This is a genomic window from Rhizobacter sp. P2_G4, assembly GCF_056403575.1.
The window spans coordinates 249,603-268,977 of the sequence record NZ_JBFUFG010000007.1 but is presented as its reverse complement, the minus strand read 5'-3'; the positions used below and the strand labels follow the sequence as shown (position 1 = coordinate 268,977).

The 19,375-nt window shown below is 67.5% G+C and carries 1 protein-coding gene; it reads right to left on the bottom strand.

Annotation, left to right across the window (positions count from 1 at the left end; all coding sequences use genetic code 11):
* Window positions 1-74 precede the first annotated feature (74 nt).
* On the bottom strand, window positions 75-19,136 hold the full coding sequence (locus AC1DYS_RS23660; protein ID WP_477903689.1) for a beta strand repeat-containing protein: 19,062 nt from the start codon (window positions 19,134-19,136) through the stop codon (window positions 75-77).
* Window positions 19,137-19,375 lie beyond the last annotated feature (239 nt).

Below are 19,375 nucleotides of genomic sequence, written 5' to 3'. Positions count from 1 at the left end.
ACCCAGCGGCCCGGCAAAGCCGGTTCCACGGGCGTGGCCCGGTTGGTCGCTCGTTGCGCTTGCTCTGAGCGCGATCAGCCGCCGTCGGTGATCAGCTTTCCGCGCTGTAGCAGATCGTTGATGATCTGCGTGTCGGTGGTGAATCCGCTCGTCAGGTTCACCCCTTGCAGGACGATGGTCTGATCGATGGTGTTGGCTCCCACCGAGCCATTGACCACCCCGCTGCCGGCGAAAGCGCCGGCCGAACTGATCTGGATCGTCGTGTTGCCACCGCTGTACGTGAAGTGCAGGTAGTGGTCGAGGTTGCCGTTGTAGGAACTGCTGGTGCCGGTCATCGAGTAGGTCTCGCCCTGCAGCAGGTCGCGCAGGTCCAGCGTGTCGCCGCGGCCGGTGGTGTTGTCGAAGTCGGTGACCGTGTCGGTCGCGGGCGTGGTGGTGGTGCCCTTGTCAGCAAGGTTCCAGACGAAGACGTCGGTCATGTTGTCGGCGCCAGAGCCGGTGCCGCCGGTCAGGGTGTCGTTGCCGGCACCCCCGACGATGCGGTCTCGGCCGGCGCCGCCGACGATCGTGTCGTTGCCGGCTTCGCCTAACAGCACATCGTTGCCGTTGCCGCCGTTGATGTTGTCGTTGCCGGCGCGACCGTAGATCAGGTCGTTGCCGTCGCCGCCACCCAGCGTGTTGGCGCCGGAACCGCCGACGATGTAGTCGTCGGCGCCTGAGCCCGAGGAGGTCCCGCTGTTCGAGGTGGTGGTCGAGGTGGTCGTGGAGTCGGCGAACAGCGTCACTGTCGACGAGGTCGTCGCGGTGTCTCCGCCCACCGATTCGGTCGCGATGGCCGTGATGGTCAGTGTCGTGCCGGTGGTGGCATCACTGCTGTAACCCGAAGGCAGCGTGATTGTCAGGTCGTGCAGGTCGCTGGAGGCGACCGTCCAGACGCCGCTGCTCGAGGTGCCATGGTTCAGCGTTGCGCCGGTGGGCAAGCCGCTGACCTGCACGGTGAGCGTTTCCGAACCGTCGGTGTCGCGCAGCGCGGCCAGGACCGGCAGCTCCACGGTGTAGGCAGCGGTGCCCTGGCCAACGGCGATGAGGGTGCTCGGCAAGGACAGCGCTGGCGTGTCGGCCGCCGGGTTGACCTGCACTGAGATCGTGTCGGTGGTCGTGGCCGTGACGCCACCGGTTTCGGTGGCGATGGCGGTGACCGTCATCGCGTAGGTGCCGCTGGCGCTGGCCGGCGGCGTGAGTGTCAGCGTGTTCAGGTTCCAGCCGGTGACCGACGTGCTGCTGGTCGCGGCGGTCGCGGTGAAGCTGTTCGTGCCGTCGCTCAGCGTGGCGCCCACCGGGATCGATGAGATCGACACGGCCAGCGACTCGGATCCGTCGGTGTCGCGCAGCGTGGCCGTGACCGGGTTCAGCGCGATGGCCTCGGTGGCGGTGCCGCTGGCGACCACGGCGTAGTAACCGCCGTCGCCGTTGACCACCAGGCTGCCCGCCACCGTGTTGCTGGCCAGGACGGACGCGCTGCTCGCGTACAGGTTGAAGTTGGCGCCGCTCAGGTCGCGCGCCGCGCCGCCGTTGACCGAGATATTGAGATCGAGGTTGCCGACGCCGTCGCCGTTGTAGGCAATGATCTCCAGGCTGTAGTAGCCAGATACCGTTGGCGAGAAGGTGGTGGCGGTGAAGTTGCCGAAGTTGTTGTAGCCGACGCTGTAGACCGAGCTTCCGCCCAGCTTCACCATCAGGGTGTCGTCACGCGAGCCGGTGACGGTGTAGGTGCTGCCGGCGGCCAGGTAGATGAAGCCGGTGTAGCGGTAGGCGTCGTCCGTCGAGACGTCGGCAATGTCCACCGAGCCCGTCTTGATGGTGGTCGACGTGGCGGTGGTCGCCTCGACGTTGGTCTCGACGGTGGCGATGTCGCCCGCGTTGTTGCTGCCGACCGTCGCAACGTTGTCGTAGAACTGCTGGGTCAGCCCGGTGCTGGCTGGCGGCGTGAAGTTGGCGCTGCCCGGCGTGGCACCGATCGTCAGCGCCGGCGTGTCGGTCACCGGCGTGATGTCGATGCGCACGGTGGCGGCGCTGCCATCGGTCGTGCCATCGTTGGGCTTGACGGTGAAGCTGGCGTAGTCGGACTGCTTGTTGCCCGTGCTGGTACCGCCGTAGGCATCGGAACCCGATTCGTTGCTGTCCGGCACGAAGCGGAATGAGCCTGCGTCCACCGTGGCCTTGGTGATGGTCTGGCCGGCGCTCACGTTGACCCACGAGCTGCCGTTGAAGGTCTGCAGCGTGCCGTCGCCGGGCAGCGTGGCGACCTTGATGCTCAGCGAGCTCGACGCGGTGTCCACATCGGTCACGCCGAAGTTGGCCCAGGTCAGCACCAGGGGAGTGTCTTCGGTGCCCGTGATCGCCGAGCCGGTGGCGACCGGGGCGTCGTTGGTGCCGTTGATGTTGACCACGACCGACGATGCAGTGCCCTCGACGCTGACAACCGAGAAGGTTTCCGTGAGCGTCTGACCCGCGGCGAGTGCCTGGACCGTGGCGTTGCCGTTGGCGGCCGCGTAAGTCCACGCACCGTTTGCGGCGAGCGTGAACGTGCCGTAGGTGCCGGCGGTGCTGGCTTGTGCCTGGAAGGCGGCTTGGCCGGCATCCACGTCGCTCACCGTGAGCGTGCCGCCCGTGGCGAGGTTGCCCGAGCCGTTGACGGCCACGTCTTCAGTGACAGAGCCCGTGGCCGTGCCACCGATCACGGCCGTGTCGTTCGTGCCGGTGACGGTGACGTCGATGACCTTGGTGGTGCTGCCGTCGCTGCTGCTGACGGTGAGGGTGTCGTGCACGGTCTGGCCAGCGGTCAGCGCCTGCGTGGCGGCGCTGCTGTTGTTCAGCGCGTAGGTCCACGCGCCGCTGCTGGCGTTGAAGGTGAACGTGCCGTAGGTGCCGTTCAGGCTCGCCGCGGCGGGCGCCTGGAACACGGCTTGGCCGGTGTCGACGTCGGTGACGGTCAGCGTGCCCGATGCGTTCGGCGTGCCGGCGGTGGCGTTGTTCAGGCCACCGGCTTCGGTGACGGCGCCGGTCCCGGTGCCGCCGATCGTGGCGTTGTCGTTGGCGCCATTGACGGTGACATCGATCACCTGCGTGGCCGTGCCGTCGCTGCTGGTCACCGTCAGCGTGTCGTGCACGGTCTGGCCGGCCGTCAGCACTTGTGTCGCGCTGCGGGTGTTGTCGAGCGTGTAGTTCCACGCGCCGGTGCCGGTGTTGAAAGTGAACGTGCCGTAGGTGCCGTTCAGGCTCGCCGCGGAGGGTGCCTGGAAGGTAGCCTGGCCAGCATCCACGTCAGCAACGGTCAGCGTGCCGGTGGCGGTCGGCGTGCCTGCGCTGGCGTTGTTCAGCCCGCCGGCTTCGGTCACGGTCCCGGTGGCCGTACCGCTGATGGCTGCGTTGTCGTTCGTGCCGTTGACGGTCACGTCGATGATCTTCGTGGCCGAGCCGTCGGCGCTCGTCACGGTGAGCGTGTCGTGCGCGGTCTGGCCGACATTCAGCGCTTGCGTGGCCGCGAGGGCATTGTTGAGCGCGTAGGTCCACGCGCCGGTGCTGGCATTGAAGCTGAAGGTGCCGTACGTGCCGTTCAGACTGGCCGCGGTGGGCGCCTGGAACACAGCCTGGCCGCTGTCCACATCGGTGATCGTCAGCGTGCCCGATGCGTTCGGCGTACCGGCGGCGGCGTTGTTCACGCCACCCGCTTCGGTGATGGTCCCCGTGGCAGCGCCGCCGATGGTCGCCGCGTCGTTGGCGCCGTTGACGGTGACGTCGATCGCCTGCGTGGCGGTGCTGTCGCTGCTGGTGACGATCAGCGTGTCGTGCACGGCCTGGCCGGCGGTCAGCGCCTGCGTGGCAGCGCGGGTATCGTCGAGCGTGTAGGTCCACGCGCCGGTCGTCGCGTTGAAGGTGAAGGTGCCGTAAGTGCCGTTCAGGCTGGCGGGCGTCTGGAAGCTTGCCTGGCTGGTGTCGACGTCGGTCACGCTCAGCGCGCCCGATGCGTTCGGTGTGCCGGCCGTGCCGTTGTTGATGCCACCGGCTTCGGTGACGCTGCCTGTCGCGGTGCCGGTGATGGCGGCGTTGTCGTTGGCACCGGTCACGGTCACGTCGATCACCTGCGTGGCGCTGCCGTCGCTGCTCTTCACGCTGAGCGTGTCGTGCACCGTCTGGCCGGCGGTCAGGGCCTGCGTGGCGGCGCTGCCGTTGTTCAGTGCGTAGGTCCAGGCACCGGTTGTGGTGTTGAAGGTGAACGTGCCGTAGGTGCCTGCGAGGCTGGCCGGCGTCTGGAAGCTCGCCTGGCCGGCGTCGACGTCGGTCACGGTCAGCGTGCCCGCTGCGTTCGGCGTGCCGGCCGTGCCGTTGCTCACGCCACCGGCTTCGGTGACAGCACCGGTGGCGGTGCCGCTGATGGCCGCGGTGTCGTTGGAGCCGGTGACGGTGACGTCGATGATCTGCGAAGCCGAGCCATCGGCGCTGGTCACGGTCAGCATGTCATGTGCCGTCTGGCCTGTGATGAGTGCTTGCGTGGCCGCGCTGCTGTTGTTCAGCGTGTAGTTCCACGCACCGGTGGTGGCATTGAACGTGAAGGTGCCGTAGGTGCCGTTGAGGCTTGCAGCGGCAGGCGCTTGGAAGACGGCCTGGCCGTTGTCCACGTCAGTGACGCTCAGCGTCCCGGCGGCCGTGGGTGTGCCCGCGGTGCCGTTGTTCACGCCACCCGCTTCGGTGACAGCACCAGCGGCAGTGCCGCCAATGGTGGCGGTGTCGTTGCTGCCGTTCACGCTCACGTCGATCACCTGCGAGGCGCTGCCGTCGCTGCTGGTCACGGTGAGCGTGTCGTGCACGGTCTGGCCGGCCGTCAGTGCTTGCGTGGCGGTGCGGGTGTTGTCGAGCGTGTAGTTCCACGCGCCGGTGGCGGTGTTGAAGGTGAACGTGCCGTAGGTGCCGTTCAGGCTGGCGGCAGCCGGTGCCTGGAACACCGCCTGGCCGTTGTCCACATCGGTGACGTTCAACGTGCCGGCGGCTGTGGGTGTGCCCGCGGTGCCGTTGTTGATGCCACCGGCTTCGGTGACGCTGCCTGTCGCGGTGCCGGTGATGGCGGCGTTGTCGTTCGTGCCGGTGACCGTCACGTCGATGATCTGCGTGGCGGTGCCGTCGGCGCTCTTCACGGTGAGCGTGTCATGCGCGGTCTGGCCGGCGATCAGTGCCTGCGTGGCGGCGCTGTTGTTGTTCAGCGTGTAGTTCCACACACCGGTCGTCGTGTTGAAGGTGAAGGTGCCGTAGGTTCCTGCGAGGCTGGCTGGCGCCTGGAAGACGGCCTGGCCGTTGTCCACATCGGTGACGGTCAGTGTGCCGCCCGCCGTCGGTGTGCCGGCAGTGCCGTTGTTCACGCCACCGGCTTCGGTGACGGTGCCTGTGGCGGTTCCGGTGATCGCGGCGTTGTCGTTCGTGCCGTTGACGGTCACGTCGATGAGTTGCGTGGCCGTGCCGTCGGTGCTCGTCACGCTCAGCGTGTCGTGCACGGTCTGGCCGGCGTTCAGGGCCTGGGTGGCTGCGCGCGTGTCGTCGAGCGCGTAGGTCCACGCACCGCTCGTCGCATTGAAGGTGAAGGTGCCGTAGGTACCGTTCAAGCTGGCCGGCGTCTGGAAGGCGGCTTGGCCGGCGTCCGCGTCGGTCACGGTCAGCGTGCCCGATGCGTTCGGTGTGCCGGCCGTGCCGTTGGCGGCGCCGCCGGCTTCGGTGACGGTGCCGGTGGCGGTGCCACCGACGGTCGCGGTGTCGTTCGAGCCGTTGACGCTGACGTCGATCACCTTGGTGGCGGTGCCGTCGGCGCTCGTCACGGTCAGTGTGTCGTGCACGGTCTGGCCAGCGGTGAGGGCCTGCGTGGCCGCACGCGTGTCGTCGAGCGCGTAGTTCCACGCACCGGTGCTGGCGTTGAAGGTGAAGGTGCCGTAGGTGCCGTTGAGGTTGGCTGCGGTCGGCGTCTGGAAGATGGCCTGGCTGGCGTCGACATCGGTGACGGTGAGCGTGCCGCTTGCGGTCGGCGTGCCGGCGGTGCTGTTGCTCGTGCCACCCGCTTCGACCACGGTGCCCGTAGCGGTGCCGCCGATCGTGGCGTTGTCGTTCGTGCCGTTGACGGTCACGTCGATGATCTTCGAGACACTGCCGTCGGTGCTGGTCACGGTGAGCGTGTCATGCGCAACCTGGCTGGCCGAGAGGGCCTGGGTGGCGGCACGGGTGTCGTCGAGCACATACGTCCACGCGCCGGTAGAGGCGTTGAACGTGAAGCTGCCGTAGCTGCCGTTGAGCGCGGCGGGAGCCGGCGTCTGGAAGCTTGCCTGGCTGGCGTCGACATCGGTCACGGTGAGCGTGCCCGAGGTGTTCGGCGTGCCGGCGGTGCCGTTGTTCACGCCGCCGGCTTCGGTGACGCTGCCGGTGGCCGCACCGCCGACGACGGCGGTGTCGTTCGAACCGGTGACGGTGATGTCAATGATCTGTGAGGCCGAGCCGTCCGAGCTCGTCACGGTCAGCGTGTCGTGCACGGTCTGGCCGGCTGTCAGCGCTTGCGTGGCCGTGCTGCTGTTGTTCAGCGTGTAGTTCCACGCGCCGGTGCTGGCGTTGAAGGTGAACGTGCCATAGGTGCCGTTGAGGCTGGCCGGCGTCTGGAACACAGCTTGACCAGCATCGACGTCGGTCACGGCGAGCGTGCCGCTTGCTGTCGGTGTGCCTGCGGTGGCGTTGTTCGCGCCGCCGGCTTCGACCACGTTGCCGGATGTGGTGCCGCTGATGGCAGCGGTGTCGTTCGAGCCGGTGAGGGTGACGTCGATCAGCTGGCTGGCGGAGCCGTCAGCGCTCGTGACGGTGAGCGTGTCGTGCACGTTCTGGCCGGCGGCGAGCGCTTGCGTGGCAGCGCGGGTGTCGTCGAGCGTGTAGTTCCACACACCGGTGCTGGTGTTGAACGTGAACGTGCCGTAGGTGCCTGCAAGGCTGGCTGGCGTCTGGAACACGGCCTGGGTGGCGTCGACGTCCGTTACGGTCAGCGTGCCCGATGCGTTCGGCGTGCCGGCGGTGCCGTTGTTCACGCCGCCGGCTTCGGTGACGCTGCCGGTCGCGGTGCCGGTGATGGCGGCGTTGTCGTTTGCGCCGGTGACCGTCACGTCGATGACTTGCGTGGCGGTGCCGTCAGCGCTCTTCACGCTGAGGGTGTCGTGCACGGTCTGGCCGGCGACGAGCGCCTGCGTGGCGGCGCTGTTGTTGTTCAGCGCATATGTCCAGGCGCCGGTCGTAGCGTTGAAGGTGAAGCTGCCGTAGGCACCGGCCAGGCTCGCAGGAGCCTGGAAGCCGCTGTTGTCCACGTCGGTGACGGTCAGCGTGCCCGATGCGTTCGGCGTACCCGCCGTGCCGTTGCTCGTGCCACCTGCTTCGGTGACGGTGCCCGTGGCGGTGCCGCCGATGGTGGCGTTGTCGTTCGAGCCGTTGACGGTGACGTCGATGATCTGCGTGGCGCTGCCGTCGCTGCTCTTGACGCTGAGCGTGTCGTGCGCGGTCTGGCCGTTGTTCAGTGCCTGGGTGGCTGCGCGCGTGTCGTCGAGCGCGTAGGTCCACGCGCCGGTGCTGGCATTGAACGTGAAGGTGCCGTAGGTGCCTGCCAAGCTGGAAGGGGTCTGGAACACGGCCTGGCTGGCGTCGACATCAGCCACGGTCAGCGTGCCGGACGCGCTCGACGTGCCGGCCGTGCCGTTGTTCGCGCCACCGGCTTCGGTGACGTTGCCGGTGCTGGTGCCACCGATGGTGGCGTTGTCGTTGGTGCCGTTGACGGTGACGTCGACCACCTTGGTGGCCGAGCCGTCGGTGCTGGCGACCGTCAACGTGTCGTGCACGATCTGGCCGGCGGTGAGGCCTTGTGTTGCGGCACGGGTGTTGTCGAGCGCGTAGGTCCACGCGCCGTTGGCAGCGTTGAAGGTGAACGTGCCGTAGGTGCCGTTCAGGCTGGCCGGCGTCTGGAACGCGGCTTGGCCGGCGTCGACGTCGGTGACGGTCAGCGTGCCCGAGGCGTTCGGCGTGCCGGTCGTGCCATTGGACACACCACCGGCTTCGGTGACCGTGCCCGTGGCCGAGCCACCGATGGTGGCGGTGTCGTTCGAGCCGTTGACGGTGACGTCGATGATCTGCGTAGCGGTGCCATCGGCGCTGGTCACGGTGATGGCGTCGTGCGCGGTCTGGCCGGCATTGAGTGCCTGCGTGGCTGCGCGCGTGTCGTCGAGAGCGTAGGTCCAGGCACCCGTCGTGGTGTTGAACGTGAAGGTGCCGTAGGTGCCGTTGAGGCTGGCCGGCGTCTGGAATGCAGCCTGGCCGGCGTCGACGTCGGCAACCGTCAGCGTGCCCGAGGCGTTCGGGCTGCCGGCGGTGCCGTTGTTCAGCCCGCCCGCTTCGGTTACCGCGCCAGTGGCGGTGCCGCCGATCGATGCGTCGTCGTTGGAGCCGTTGACGGTGACGTTGATGATCTGCGAGGCGCTGCCATCCGTGCTGGTGACGGTGAGCGTGTCGTGCACGGTCTGACCAGCGACCAGCGCCTGCGTGGCAGGGCGGGTATTGTCGAGTGCATACGTCCAGGCGCCGGTGGAGGCGTTGAACGTGAAGCTGCCATAGGTGCCTGCCAAGCTAGCCGGCGTCTGGAAGCCGGCCTGGCCTGCGTCGACATCGCTGACTGCGAGCGTGCCGGATGCATTGGACGTGCCCGCTGTGCCGTTGCTTGCGCCACCGGCTTCGGTGACGGTGCCCGTCGCGGTGCCGGCGATGGCGGCCGCGTCGTTCGAGCCGTTCACTGTCACGTCGATGATCTGCGTGGCGGTGCCGTCGCTGCTCTTCACGCTGAGCGTGTCGTGCACGGTCTGGCCCGCGGTCAGCGCTTGCGTGGTGGCGCTGCTGTTGTCGAGCGCGTACGTCCACGCGCCGTTGCTGGTGTTGAACGTGAAGGTGCCGTAGGTGCCTGCGAGGCTGGCCGGTGCCTGGAACGCGGCCTGGCCGGCATCGACATCGGTCACGGTCAGCGTGCCCGATGCGCTTGGCGTGCCTGTGGTGCCGTTGTTCACGCCGCCCGCTTCGGTGACGCTGCCGATGGCGGTGCCGCCGATGGCCGCGGTGTCGTTCGAGCCATTGACGGTGACGTCAATGACCTGCGTGGCAGTGCCATCGGCGCTCGTCACGGTGAGCGCGTCATGCGCGACCTGGCCTGCAGTCAGCGCCTGCGTGGCGCTGCGGGTGTTGTCCAGCGTGTAGTTCCACGCACCGGTCGATGCGTTGAACGTGAAGCTGCCGTAGGTGCCGTTGAGGCTTGCAGCAGTCGGCGCCTGGAAGACGGCCTGGCCGGCGTCCACGTCGGTCACGGTGAGCGTGCCTGAGGCGGTGGGCGTGCCGGCGGTGCCATTGTTCACGCCACCGGCTTCGGTGACCGTGCCGGTGGCCGAGCCGCTGATGGTGGCGTTGTCGTTGCTGCCGTTGACGGTGACGTCGATCACGCGTGTGGTGCTGCCGTCGGTGCTCGTCACCGTGAGCGTGTCGTGCACCGTCTGGCCGGCGTTGAGGCCTTGCGTGGCGGCGCGGGCATTGTCGAGCGCGTAGGTCCACGCGCCGGTGCTGGCGTTGAAGCTGAAGCTGCCGTAGGTGCCGTTCAGGTCGGCGGCGGTCGGCGCCTGGAAGGTCGATTGGCTGGCGTCGACATCGGCCGCGCTGAGCGTGCCCGATGCGTTTGGCGTGCCGGCGATGGCGTTGTTCGCGCCACCGGCTTCGGTCACGGTGCCGGCCGAGTTGCCGGAGATCACGGGCACGTCGTTGGTGCCGTTGATCGTGACAACGACGGACGAAGCTGTGCCGTCAGCGCTCTTGACGCTGAAGGTCTCGGTGAGCGACTGCCCGGCGCCGAGCGCCTGGATCGCGGCGTTGTTGTTGGCGGCGGTATAGGCCCACGTGCCGTTCGCGGCCAGCGTGAAGCTGCCGTAGGTGCCTACGGTGCCGGTCTGTGCCTCGAAGTTGGCCTGGCCGGCATCGGTGTCGGTGACGGTCAGCGTGCCACCGGTGGTGATGTTGCCCGCGCCGTTGACGTTGGTGTCTTCGGTGACGCTGCCCGTGCCGGCCGAGATCACGGCGACGTCGTTCGCGCCGTTGATCGTGACGACGACGGTGGAGCTGGTGCCATCGGCGCTCTTGACCGTGAAGGTCTCGGTCAAGCTCTGGCCCGTGCCGAGTGCCTGGATGGTCGCGTTGTTGTTCGCAGCCGTGTAGGTCCACGCGCCGTTGGTGCCCAGCGTGAAGGTGCCGTAGGCGCCTGCGGTTCCGGCTTGTGCTTGGAAGGTCGCCTGGCCGGTGTCGGCGTCGCTGACGGTCAGCGTGCCGCCGGTCGTGAGGTTGCCTGCGCCGTTGACGGCGGTGTCTTCAGTGACGCCTCCCGTGCCCGAGGAAATGACGGCGGCGTCATTCGTTCCGTTGATCGTGACGACGACGGACGAGCTGGTGCCGTCGGCGCTCTTGACGCTGAAGGTCTCGGTCAGCGTCTGGCCTGTGCCGAGCGCCTGGATGCTGGCGTTGTTGTTCGCCGCGGTATAGGTCCACGCGCCATTGGCGTCGAGCGTGAAGGTGCCGTAGGCGCCAGCGGTCGATGGCTGTGCCTGGAATGCCGCCTGGCCCGCGTCGACATCAGTGACGGTCAAGGTGCCGGAGGTCGCGATGTTCCCGCCGACCACGTTGGCATCTTCGGTGACTGCGCCGGTACCCGAGGAGATGACGGCCACGTCGTTGCTGCCGTTGATCGTGACGACGACGGACGAGCTGGTGCCATCAGCGCTCTTGACCGTGAAAGTCTCGGTGAGCGTCTGGCCGGCGCCAAGGGCCTGGATGCTTGCGTTGTTGTTTGCCGCGGTATACGTCCACGCACCATTGGTGCCGAGCGTGAACGTGCCATAGGTGCCAGCGGTTCCAGGCTGTGCCTGGAACGTCGCTTGGCCGGCGTCGACGTCGGTGACGGTCAAGGTGCCGGAGGTGGCGATGTTGCCACCGATCACGTTGGCGTCTTCGGTGACGGTACCGGTGCCCGACGAGATGACGGCCGCATCGTTCGTGCCGTTGATGGTGACGACAACGGACGAGCTGGTACCGTCAGCGCTCTGCACGCTGAAGGTCTCGGTCAGTGTCTGGCCCGTGCCGAGCGCCTGGATCACCGGGTTGGCGTTGTTGGCGGTGTAGGTCCACGCGCCGTTCGCGTCGAGCGTGAAGCTGCCGTACGCGCCAGAGGTCGAAGTCTGGGCCTGGAAGCCGGCTTGGCCCGCATCCGCATCCGTCACGGTGAGCGTGCCGGAGGTGGCGATGTTCCCGCCGACCACGCCGGTGTCTTCGGTGACTGCACCGGTACCCGCAGAGATGACGGCGACATCGTTGGTGCCGTTGATGGTGACAACGACGGATGAGCTGGTGCCGTCGACGCTCTTGACCGTGAAGGTCTCGGTCAGCGTCTGGCCGGTGCCGAGCGACTGGATCGCTGCGCTGTTGTTTGCGGCGGAATATGTCCAGGCGCCATTGGCGTCCAGCGTGAAGCTGCCRTAGGCGCCAGCGGTCGAAGTCTGGGCCTGGAAGCTCGCCTGCGCGGTGTCCGCATCGGTGACCGTGAGCGTGCCGCTGGTCGAGATGTTGCCGCCGACCACGCCGACGTCTTCGGTCACGCTGCCGGTGCCGGAAGAGATCACGGCGACATCGTTGGTGCCGTTGATCGTGACGACGACGGAGGAATTGGTGCCGTCAGCGCTCTTGACCGTGAAGGTCTCGGTGAGCGTCTGGCCGGCGCCGAGCGCCTGGATGGCGGGGTTGCCGTTGTTGGCGGTGTAGGTCCACGCGCCAGCGGCGTTGAGGGTGAAGCTGCCGTAGGCGCCGGTCGTCGAGGGTTGGGCCTGGAAAGTCGATTCGCCTATGTCGGTGTCGGTGACCGTCAAGGTGCCGTTGGTCGAGATGTTGCCGCCGAGCACGCCGACGTCTTCGGTGACGCTGCCCGTGCCGGAAGAAATGACAGCGACATCGTTGGTGCCGTTGATGGTGACGATGACGTTCGACGAGGTGCCATCGACGCTCTTGACGCTGAAGGTCTCGGTGAGCGTCTGGCCCGAGCCCAGGGCTTGGATAGCGGCGTTGCTGTTGGCCGCCATGTACGTCCACGCCCCGTTGGTGCCCAGCGTGAAGGTGCCGTAGGCGCCGGCAGTACCGGTCTGTGCCTGGAAGGTGGATTGGCCTGCGTCGACATCGGTGACCGTCAGCGTGCCGCCTGTGGTGATGTCGCCCGCGCCATTGACGGCGGTGTCTTCGGAGACGCTGCCGGTGCCCGAGGAGATGACGGCGACGTCATTGGTGCCGTTGATGGTGACAACGACGGACGAGCTGGTGCCATCGGTGCTCTTGGCCGTGAAGGTCTCAGTCAGCGTCTGCCCGGTGCCGAGTGCCTGGATGGAGGCGTTGTTGTTCGCAGCCGTGTAGGTCCATGCGCCGTTGGCGCCCAACGTGAACGTGCCGTAGGCGCCAGCGGTCGAGGGCTGGGCCTGGAAGCTGGCTTCGCCTGCATCCGTATCCGTCACGGTGAGCGTGCCGCCGGTGGCGAGCTGGCCTGCACCGTCGATGGCAGTGTCTTCGGTCACGCTGCCGGTGCCGGCAGAGATCACGGCGACATCGTTAGTACCGTTGATGGTGACGATGACGTTCGATGAGGTGCCGTCGGCGCTCTTCACCGCGAAGGTCTCGGTGAGCGTCTGGCCCGCGCCGAGTGCCTGGATCGCAGCGTTGTTGTTGGCTGCGGTGTAGGTCCACGCGCCGTTCGCGCCGAGCGTGAAGTTGCCGTAGGTGCCTGCGGTCGCGGCCTGCGCCTGGAACGTGGCTTCGCCGGTGTCGACATCGGTGACCGTGAGCGTGCCGCCGGTGGACAGGGTGCCGCCGACCACGCCCACGTCTTCGGTGATGCTGCCCGTGCCGGCGGAAATCACAGCGGCATCGTTGGTGCCGTTGATCGTCACGATGACGCTCGACGTCGTGCCGTCGACGCTGCGAACCGTGAAGGTCTCGGTCAGGGTCTGGCCGGTGCCAAGGGCCTGGATCGCGGGGCTGTTGTTTGCCGCTGCGTACGACCAGGCGCCGTTCGCCCCGAGCGTGAAGCTGCCATAGCTGCCGGCCGTCGAGGCCTGCGGCTGGAACGCGGCTTCGCCTGCGTCCGGGTCGGTGACGGAGAGCGTGCCGGCGGTCGTGAGTTGGCCGGCACCGTTGACGGCGCTGTCTTCGGTGACGGCACCGGAGCCTGCGGTGATGACGGCGGTGTCGCCGACCGGCGTCACGTTGAAGCTCAGCGCGTTGGGTGCGGTGTCAAAGGCGCCGGCGCTGTCTTGCACGCTGAAGTTGACGCTGGCGTAGTTGGTGCCGTTGGCATCGGCTGCGGGAGTGAATACCAGGTGGCCGGCGTTGATCTCGGCGACCGAGATCACCTGGCCGGCAACCACCGGGCTGCCGTTGAGCAGCAGCGTGCCCACAGCGGGCACGGCGTCGATGCGCACGTTGATCAGCGTCTGGCCGGCGTCGGTGTCGGCAAAGCCGAAGTCGTTGGACTGCACCGTGTAGCTGGTGTCTTCGGCGATCGTGCGTGCGGCATCGGCGCCGGTGGGCGCCGTGTTGGTGCCGACGTTGACAGTCAGCGTTGCGGTGTCACTCAGGCCGCTCGGGTCGGTGACGGTGTAGGTGATCTGCACCGCGCCGCTGAAGTTGTTGGCGGGTGTGAAGACGAGGTGGCCGGTGGCGTCGACCGTCACCGTGCCCTGGGCCGGGTTCACCAGCAGCGGGTTGCTGACGGTCAGCGTGTCGTGGTCGCCGTCGGTGTCGTTGTTGCGCACGTCGACCGTGATCGGCGTGTTGATGGAGGTCGAGGCCGTGTCGTCGTTGGCAACGGGCACGTCGGCAACCGGTGTCACGCTCAGCGCGAGCGTGGCGGTGGTGTTCACTTGGCCGTCGGTCAGCGTGTAGGTGGCCACCGGCACGGGGCCGTTGTAGTTGGCCGCCGGCGTGAAGGTGTAGTCGCCGTTGGTCGCGATGGTCAGCGTGCCTTGCGGCAGCGTGGCGGTCAGGCCGGCGGCATAGGTGTTGCCGTTGATCACGAACTGCGTGACCGTCAGCGTATCGCCGTCGACATCGTTGTCGTTCGTAGCGACGTTGCCGGTGTTGACGGTGTCTTCGTTCAACGTGGCGCTGTCGTTCTGGGCGACGGGGGCGTCGTTCACCGCAGTCACTGCGAGCGTGAGCGCGCCGGTGCTTGTCGTCGTCCCGTCGCTCAGCGTGTAGGTGGCCACCGGCACGGTGCCGTTGTAGTTGGCGGCGGGCGTGAAGGTGTAGCTGCCGTTGGCGCCGATCGTCAGGTTACCCTGCAGCAGCGCTGCCGTCTGGCCCGCGTTGTAGGTGGTGCCGTTGACGACGAACTGAGTCACCGCGAGGGCGCTGCCGGTGTCGACGTCGCTGTCGTTGGCGAGCACGCTGCCGGTCAGCGGCGTGTCTTCGGTGGCGGTGCCGGTGTCGGCCACGGCCACGGGGGCGTCGTTCGTGCCGTTGACGGTCACGACCACGCTGCGCGTACTGCCGTCGGCGGTTGTGATGGAGAAGGTCTCGTCAACGCTGGTGCCGCCGGCCAGTGCCTGCACATTGGCGGCAGCGTTGTTGAGCGAATACGTCCAGGTGCCGGTGCTGGTCAGCGTGAAGCTGCCGTAGGTTCCGGGCGTGCCGTTCTGTGCTATGAAGCTCGATTCGGCAGGGCCGTCCGCATCGGTGACGGTGAGCGTGCCGGTGCTGGTCAGCGTGCCGTCTTCGGTGACGGAGCCCGTGAGCGGGCCAGTGACAACTGCCGCGTCGGGCGTGGCTGCGACGTTGACGGTGATGGTCGAGGTGACCGGCGTGGAGCCGTCGCTCACGGTGTAGGGAATCGAAACCGGGCCGTTGAAGTCGGCTGCCGGTGTGAAGGTCAGCGTGCCGTCAGCGTTCAGCGAGACCGTGCCTTGCGACAGGGTGACGGGCGAGCCGATGGCGATGGGCTGGCCGGCGATCTGGGTGATCGTCAGTGCGGGGCCATCGACGTCGGTGTCGTTGACGCGCGGGTCGAAGGTGACGGGCTGGTCTTCGATCGCAGTCACGGTGTCAGCACTGGCCACCGGGGCGTCGTTCACCGGCGCCACGTTGACCGTGATGTTCGCCGTGGACGTGGATGAGCCGTCGGTCACGGTGTACGGGAAGTTCACCGGCCCGTTGAAATTGGACGCCGGTGTGAAGGTCAGCGTGCCGTCTGCGTTCAGCGAGACCGTGCCTTGCGGCAGCACGACGGGCGTGCCCACGGCAATGGGCTGGCCTGCGACCTGGGTGATCGTCAGGGTCTGGAACTCGACGTCGGTGTCGTTGAGGCGTGGGTCGAAGGTGACCGCCGTGTCTTCGACGGCATTGACGGTGTCGGGGTTGGTGATCGGTGTGTCGTCGACCGGCGCGACGTAAAGCGTGAGCGTGTTGGGCGCTGCACTGAAGCCGCCGGCGCTGTCCTGCACGCTGAAGGTGAAGCTGCCGTAGGGCGCGCCGTTCTCGTTGGGACCCGGCACCATTTGCAGATGGCCCGCGGCCACTTCGGCGGCGGAGATCACGGCGCCTGCAGCGACCGGGTTGCCGTTGAGTTGCAGCTGTCCGTAGGGCGGCAGGCTGTCGATGCGCACGGCGGCCAGGGTCTGGCCGGCGTCGGCATCGGTGAAGCCGAAGTCGGCGGTGGACACGGTGTAGCTCGTGTCCTCGGTGATGGTGTGCACCGAGTCGGCACCGGTCGGCGGCGTGTTGCTGCCCACGTTGACGGTGACCGTGGCGGTGTCGCTGAGGCCCGAGGGGTCGGTCAGCGTGTAGGTGATGGTCACCGGCCCGCTCACGTTGGTGGCGGGGGTGAACAGCAGCTGGCCCGACGCGTCGACGGTGACGGTGCCCTTGCTCGGGTCGATGGTGGGGCTGGAGACGGTCAGCTGCGCAGCGGCGTCGTCCGGGTCCGTGTCGTTGGCTTTGACGTCGATCAGCACCGCGTTGTTGATCGCGGTCGAAGCCAGGTCGTCGTTCGCGACCGGTGCATCGTTGACCGGCGTGACGTTGAAGCCGATGGTGTTGGGCGCCGGGTCGAAGGCACCCGCGCTGTCTTGCACGCTGAAGCCGATGCCGGCATAGGCAGCGCCGTTGCCGTTGGGAGCCGGCGTGAAGACGAGGTGGCCAGCCGCGATGTCGGCGGCCGAAACCACGGTGCCGGCCGCGACCGGTGTGCCGTTCAGTGTCAGCGTGCCCGCGGTGGGCGGCGTGTCGATGCGCACGCCGGCGAAGCCTTGGCCGGCATCGCCGTCGCTGAAGCCGAAGTCGGCGGTCTGCAGGGTGTAGGCGGTGTCTTCGCTGATCGTGTGCGTGCCGTCGGCACCGGCCGGCGGCGTGTTGGCGCCGACGTTCACGGTGACGGTGGCGGTGGTGCTCGCGCCGGACGGGTCGGTCACGGTGTAGGTGATGACCACCGGGCCGGTCACGTTGGTGGCTGGCGTGTAAACGAGCTGGCCGTTCGAGTCGAAGCTGGCGGTGCCCTGCGCCGGGTTGGCCAGCACGGGGTTGCTCGGAGTCAGCAGGTCGCCGTCGACATCGCTGTCGTTGCCGCGCACGTCGATGCTCACCTGCGTGTTGATCGGGGTCGAGATGGTGTCGTCGTTCGCGACAGGTGCATCGTTGACCGGTGCCACGTTGATGGTGATGGTCGACGAAGACAGCGTGCTGCCGTCGCTCACCGTGTAGGGCACGTTCACCGGGCCGTTGAAGTTCGGCGCCGGGGTGAAGGTGAGGGTGCCGTCTGCGTTGAGCGAGACGGTGCCTTGCGGCAGCACGACGGGCGTGCCAACGGCGATGGGCTGGCCACCGACCGAGACGATGCCGAGCGTCTGGCCATCGGCATCGGTGTCGTTGACGCGCGGGTCGAAGTTGATCGGCGAGTCTTCGGGTGTGTTGACCACGTCGGCCGTTGCCACCGGGGCGTCGCTGACCGGCGTCACGTTGAAGCTCAGCGTGTTGGACGCAGTGTCGAAAGCGCCGGCGCTGTCTTGCACCGAGAAGCTCAGGCTGGTGAGTGGCGCGCCGTTGGCATCGGCCGCTGGCGTGAACACGAGGTGGCCAGCGGTGATCTCGGCGATGGAGATCACTTGGCCCGCGACGACTTGGTTGCCGTTCAACGTCAGGCTGCCGGCGGGCAACGTGTCGATGCGCACATTGGCGAAGGTCTGGCCGGCGTCGGCGTCGGCAAAGCCGAATTCGCTGGCCAAAACGGTGTGCGAGCCGTCTTCGGCAAGCGTCTGGGTGCTGTCGGTGCCGGTGGGTGGCGTGTTGCTGCCCACGTTGATGGTGACGTTCGCAGTGTCTGCCGCGCCCGACGGGTCGGTGACGGTGTAGGTGATGCTGACCGGCCCGGTGAAGTTGTTCGCCGGGGTGAACAGGAGCTGGCCATTCGTATCAAGCGAGACCGTGCCTTGCGCGGGGTTGGCCAGCACCGGGTTGCTGACGGTGAGCGCGTCGCCGTCGGCATCGGTGTCGTTGGCTCGCACGTCGATGGTGACCGGCGTGTTGATGGCGGTGGAAGCCACGTCGTCGACGGCGACCGGGGCGTCGTTGACCGCGCCGACGTTGATCGACAGCGTGGAGGTGGACGCGGCGCTGCCGTCGCTCACCGTGTAGGTGGTGGCCGGCACCGGGCCGTTGTAGTTGGCGGCCGGCGTGAAGACGTAGCTGCCGTCGCTGTTGATCAGGAGCGTGCCGATGCCCGGCAGGGCCGTGGCCGTGCCGGTCGCGTGGGCCACGCCGTTGATGCTGTATTGGGTGACGCTGAGAGCCGGGCCGTCGACATCGGTGTCGTTGGCCAGCAGGTTGCCGTTGAGCGCGGTGTCTTCAGGCGTGGTCGCGAGGTCGACCTGGCCGACCGGTGGGTCGTTGACCGGGGTGACGTTGATCTGCAGCGAAGCCGGTGCAGAGACGCCGCCGTCGTTGTCGATCACGACGAAGCTCAGTGCGCCGCCGCCGTTGAAATCGGGCGCTGGCTGGTACAGCAGCGTGGCAGCCTGGCCGGGGGTGAGCGTCTGGCCGGCGGTGACGACGGTCGTGCCGTCGGCCAGCAGCACGGTGGCGCCGGCGGGGATGCTGGTGATGCGAACGCCGGTGATGGAGCCGTCTGAATCGGTGCCGCCAAGCGAGATCGGCAGCGTGCTGTCTTCGGCACCGGTGGCAGTGCCGGCGGTGGCGTCGGGCAGGTCGTTGACGGTCGACAGCGCAATCGTCGTGGTGCCCGTGGTCGTGCTGTTGCCGTTGGTGACGGTGTAGCTGAAGTCGCCGACCGGCGCGGTGCCGTTGTAGTCGGCCGGCGGCACGTAGTGCAGGCCGGGCAGGTCAGAGGGCTGCAGCGTGGTGCCGGGCGTGACGACGGTGCCGTCGGCTTTGACGATGGTGCCGATGAGCGGCACGTCTTTCACCACGATGGTGATGGCGCCATTGCCGGTGGGTTGCCTCAGGCCCAGGCTGACCGGGGCACCTTCCTCGGCGGCGGCGATGTCGCTGGAATTGGCCAGCGCGGGAGCAGACTGGTTGAGCTTGTCTTCTGGGACGGCGGTGCGTTCGACGAAGGCCGTGCGCTGAAGCGTGTCGGCCGTTTCGGTGAACTGGGCTGCGCTCACCGATTCAGAGATGCGGCCGACGCGCAGGCCGGGGGTGAGGCCTCCGCTGTCGCCACCGTTCAAACCGGCGGCCGGGGCGGTGAGGGCGTCAGGCTGGTTCAGCTCGGCGATTACGCGATCGATGTCGGTGTCGGCGCTGCCTGGTTTGGCGGCTTCGGCAACACGCGGGGCGTCGGCATCGCCCGTCAGCATCACGATGCCGTCCTGGGTGGTCAGGATCACGTCGCCCTTGTTGACTTCGTCTCCCATCTTCAAGGCCAAGAGCTTTCCGGTGGGCGTGCGACGCAAGGCCGAGCCCCAAAGTCCGGTGACTTTGCCGTTGATGGTTTGAATGATGGTGGGCATGTGCAAAACCTTGGTCGGAATACCACTCAGAGTGCCAAGGAGGATACGGGAGGACGTACTCCTTAAGTCATCTGGAAGCTCGGTCTTGTGTGAACTGAGTCACCGTACGGGCCCACTTGATGTGGAATAAGGGGCTGGCTCGGGAGCTTGAAAGCGCGGTACGGAATCCGCCTGAAACTGTTATCGGCGGGTTTTTCTGAAACTTGAGGCCGCCGTTTCGGCTGCTGTTGCCTGAAACG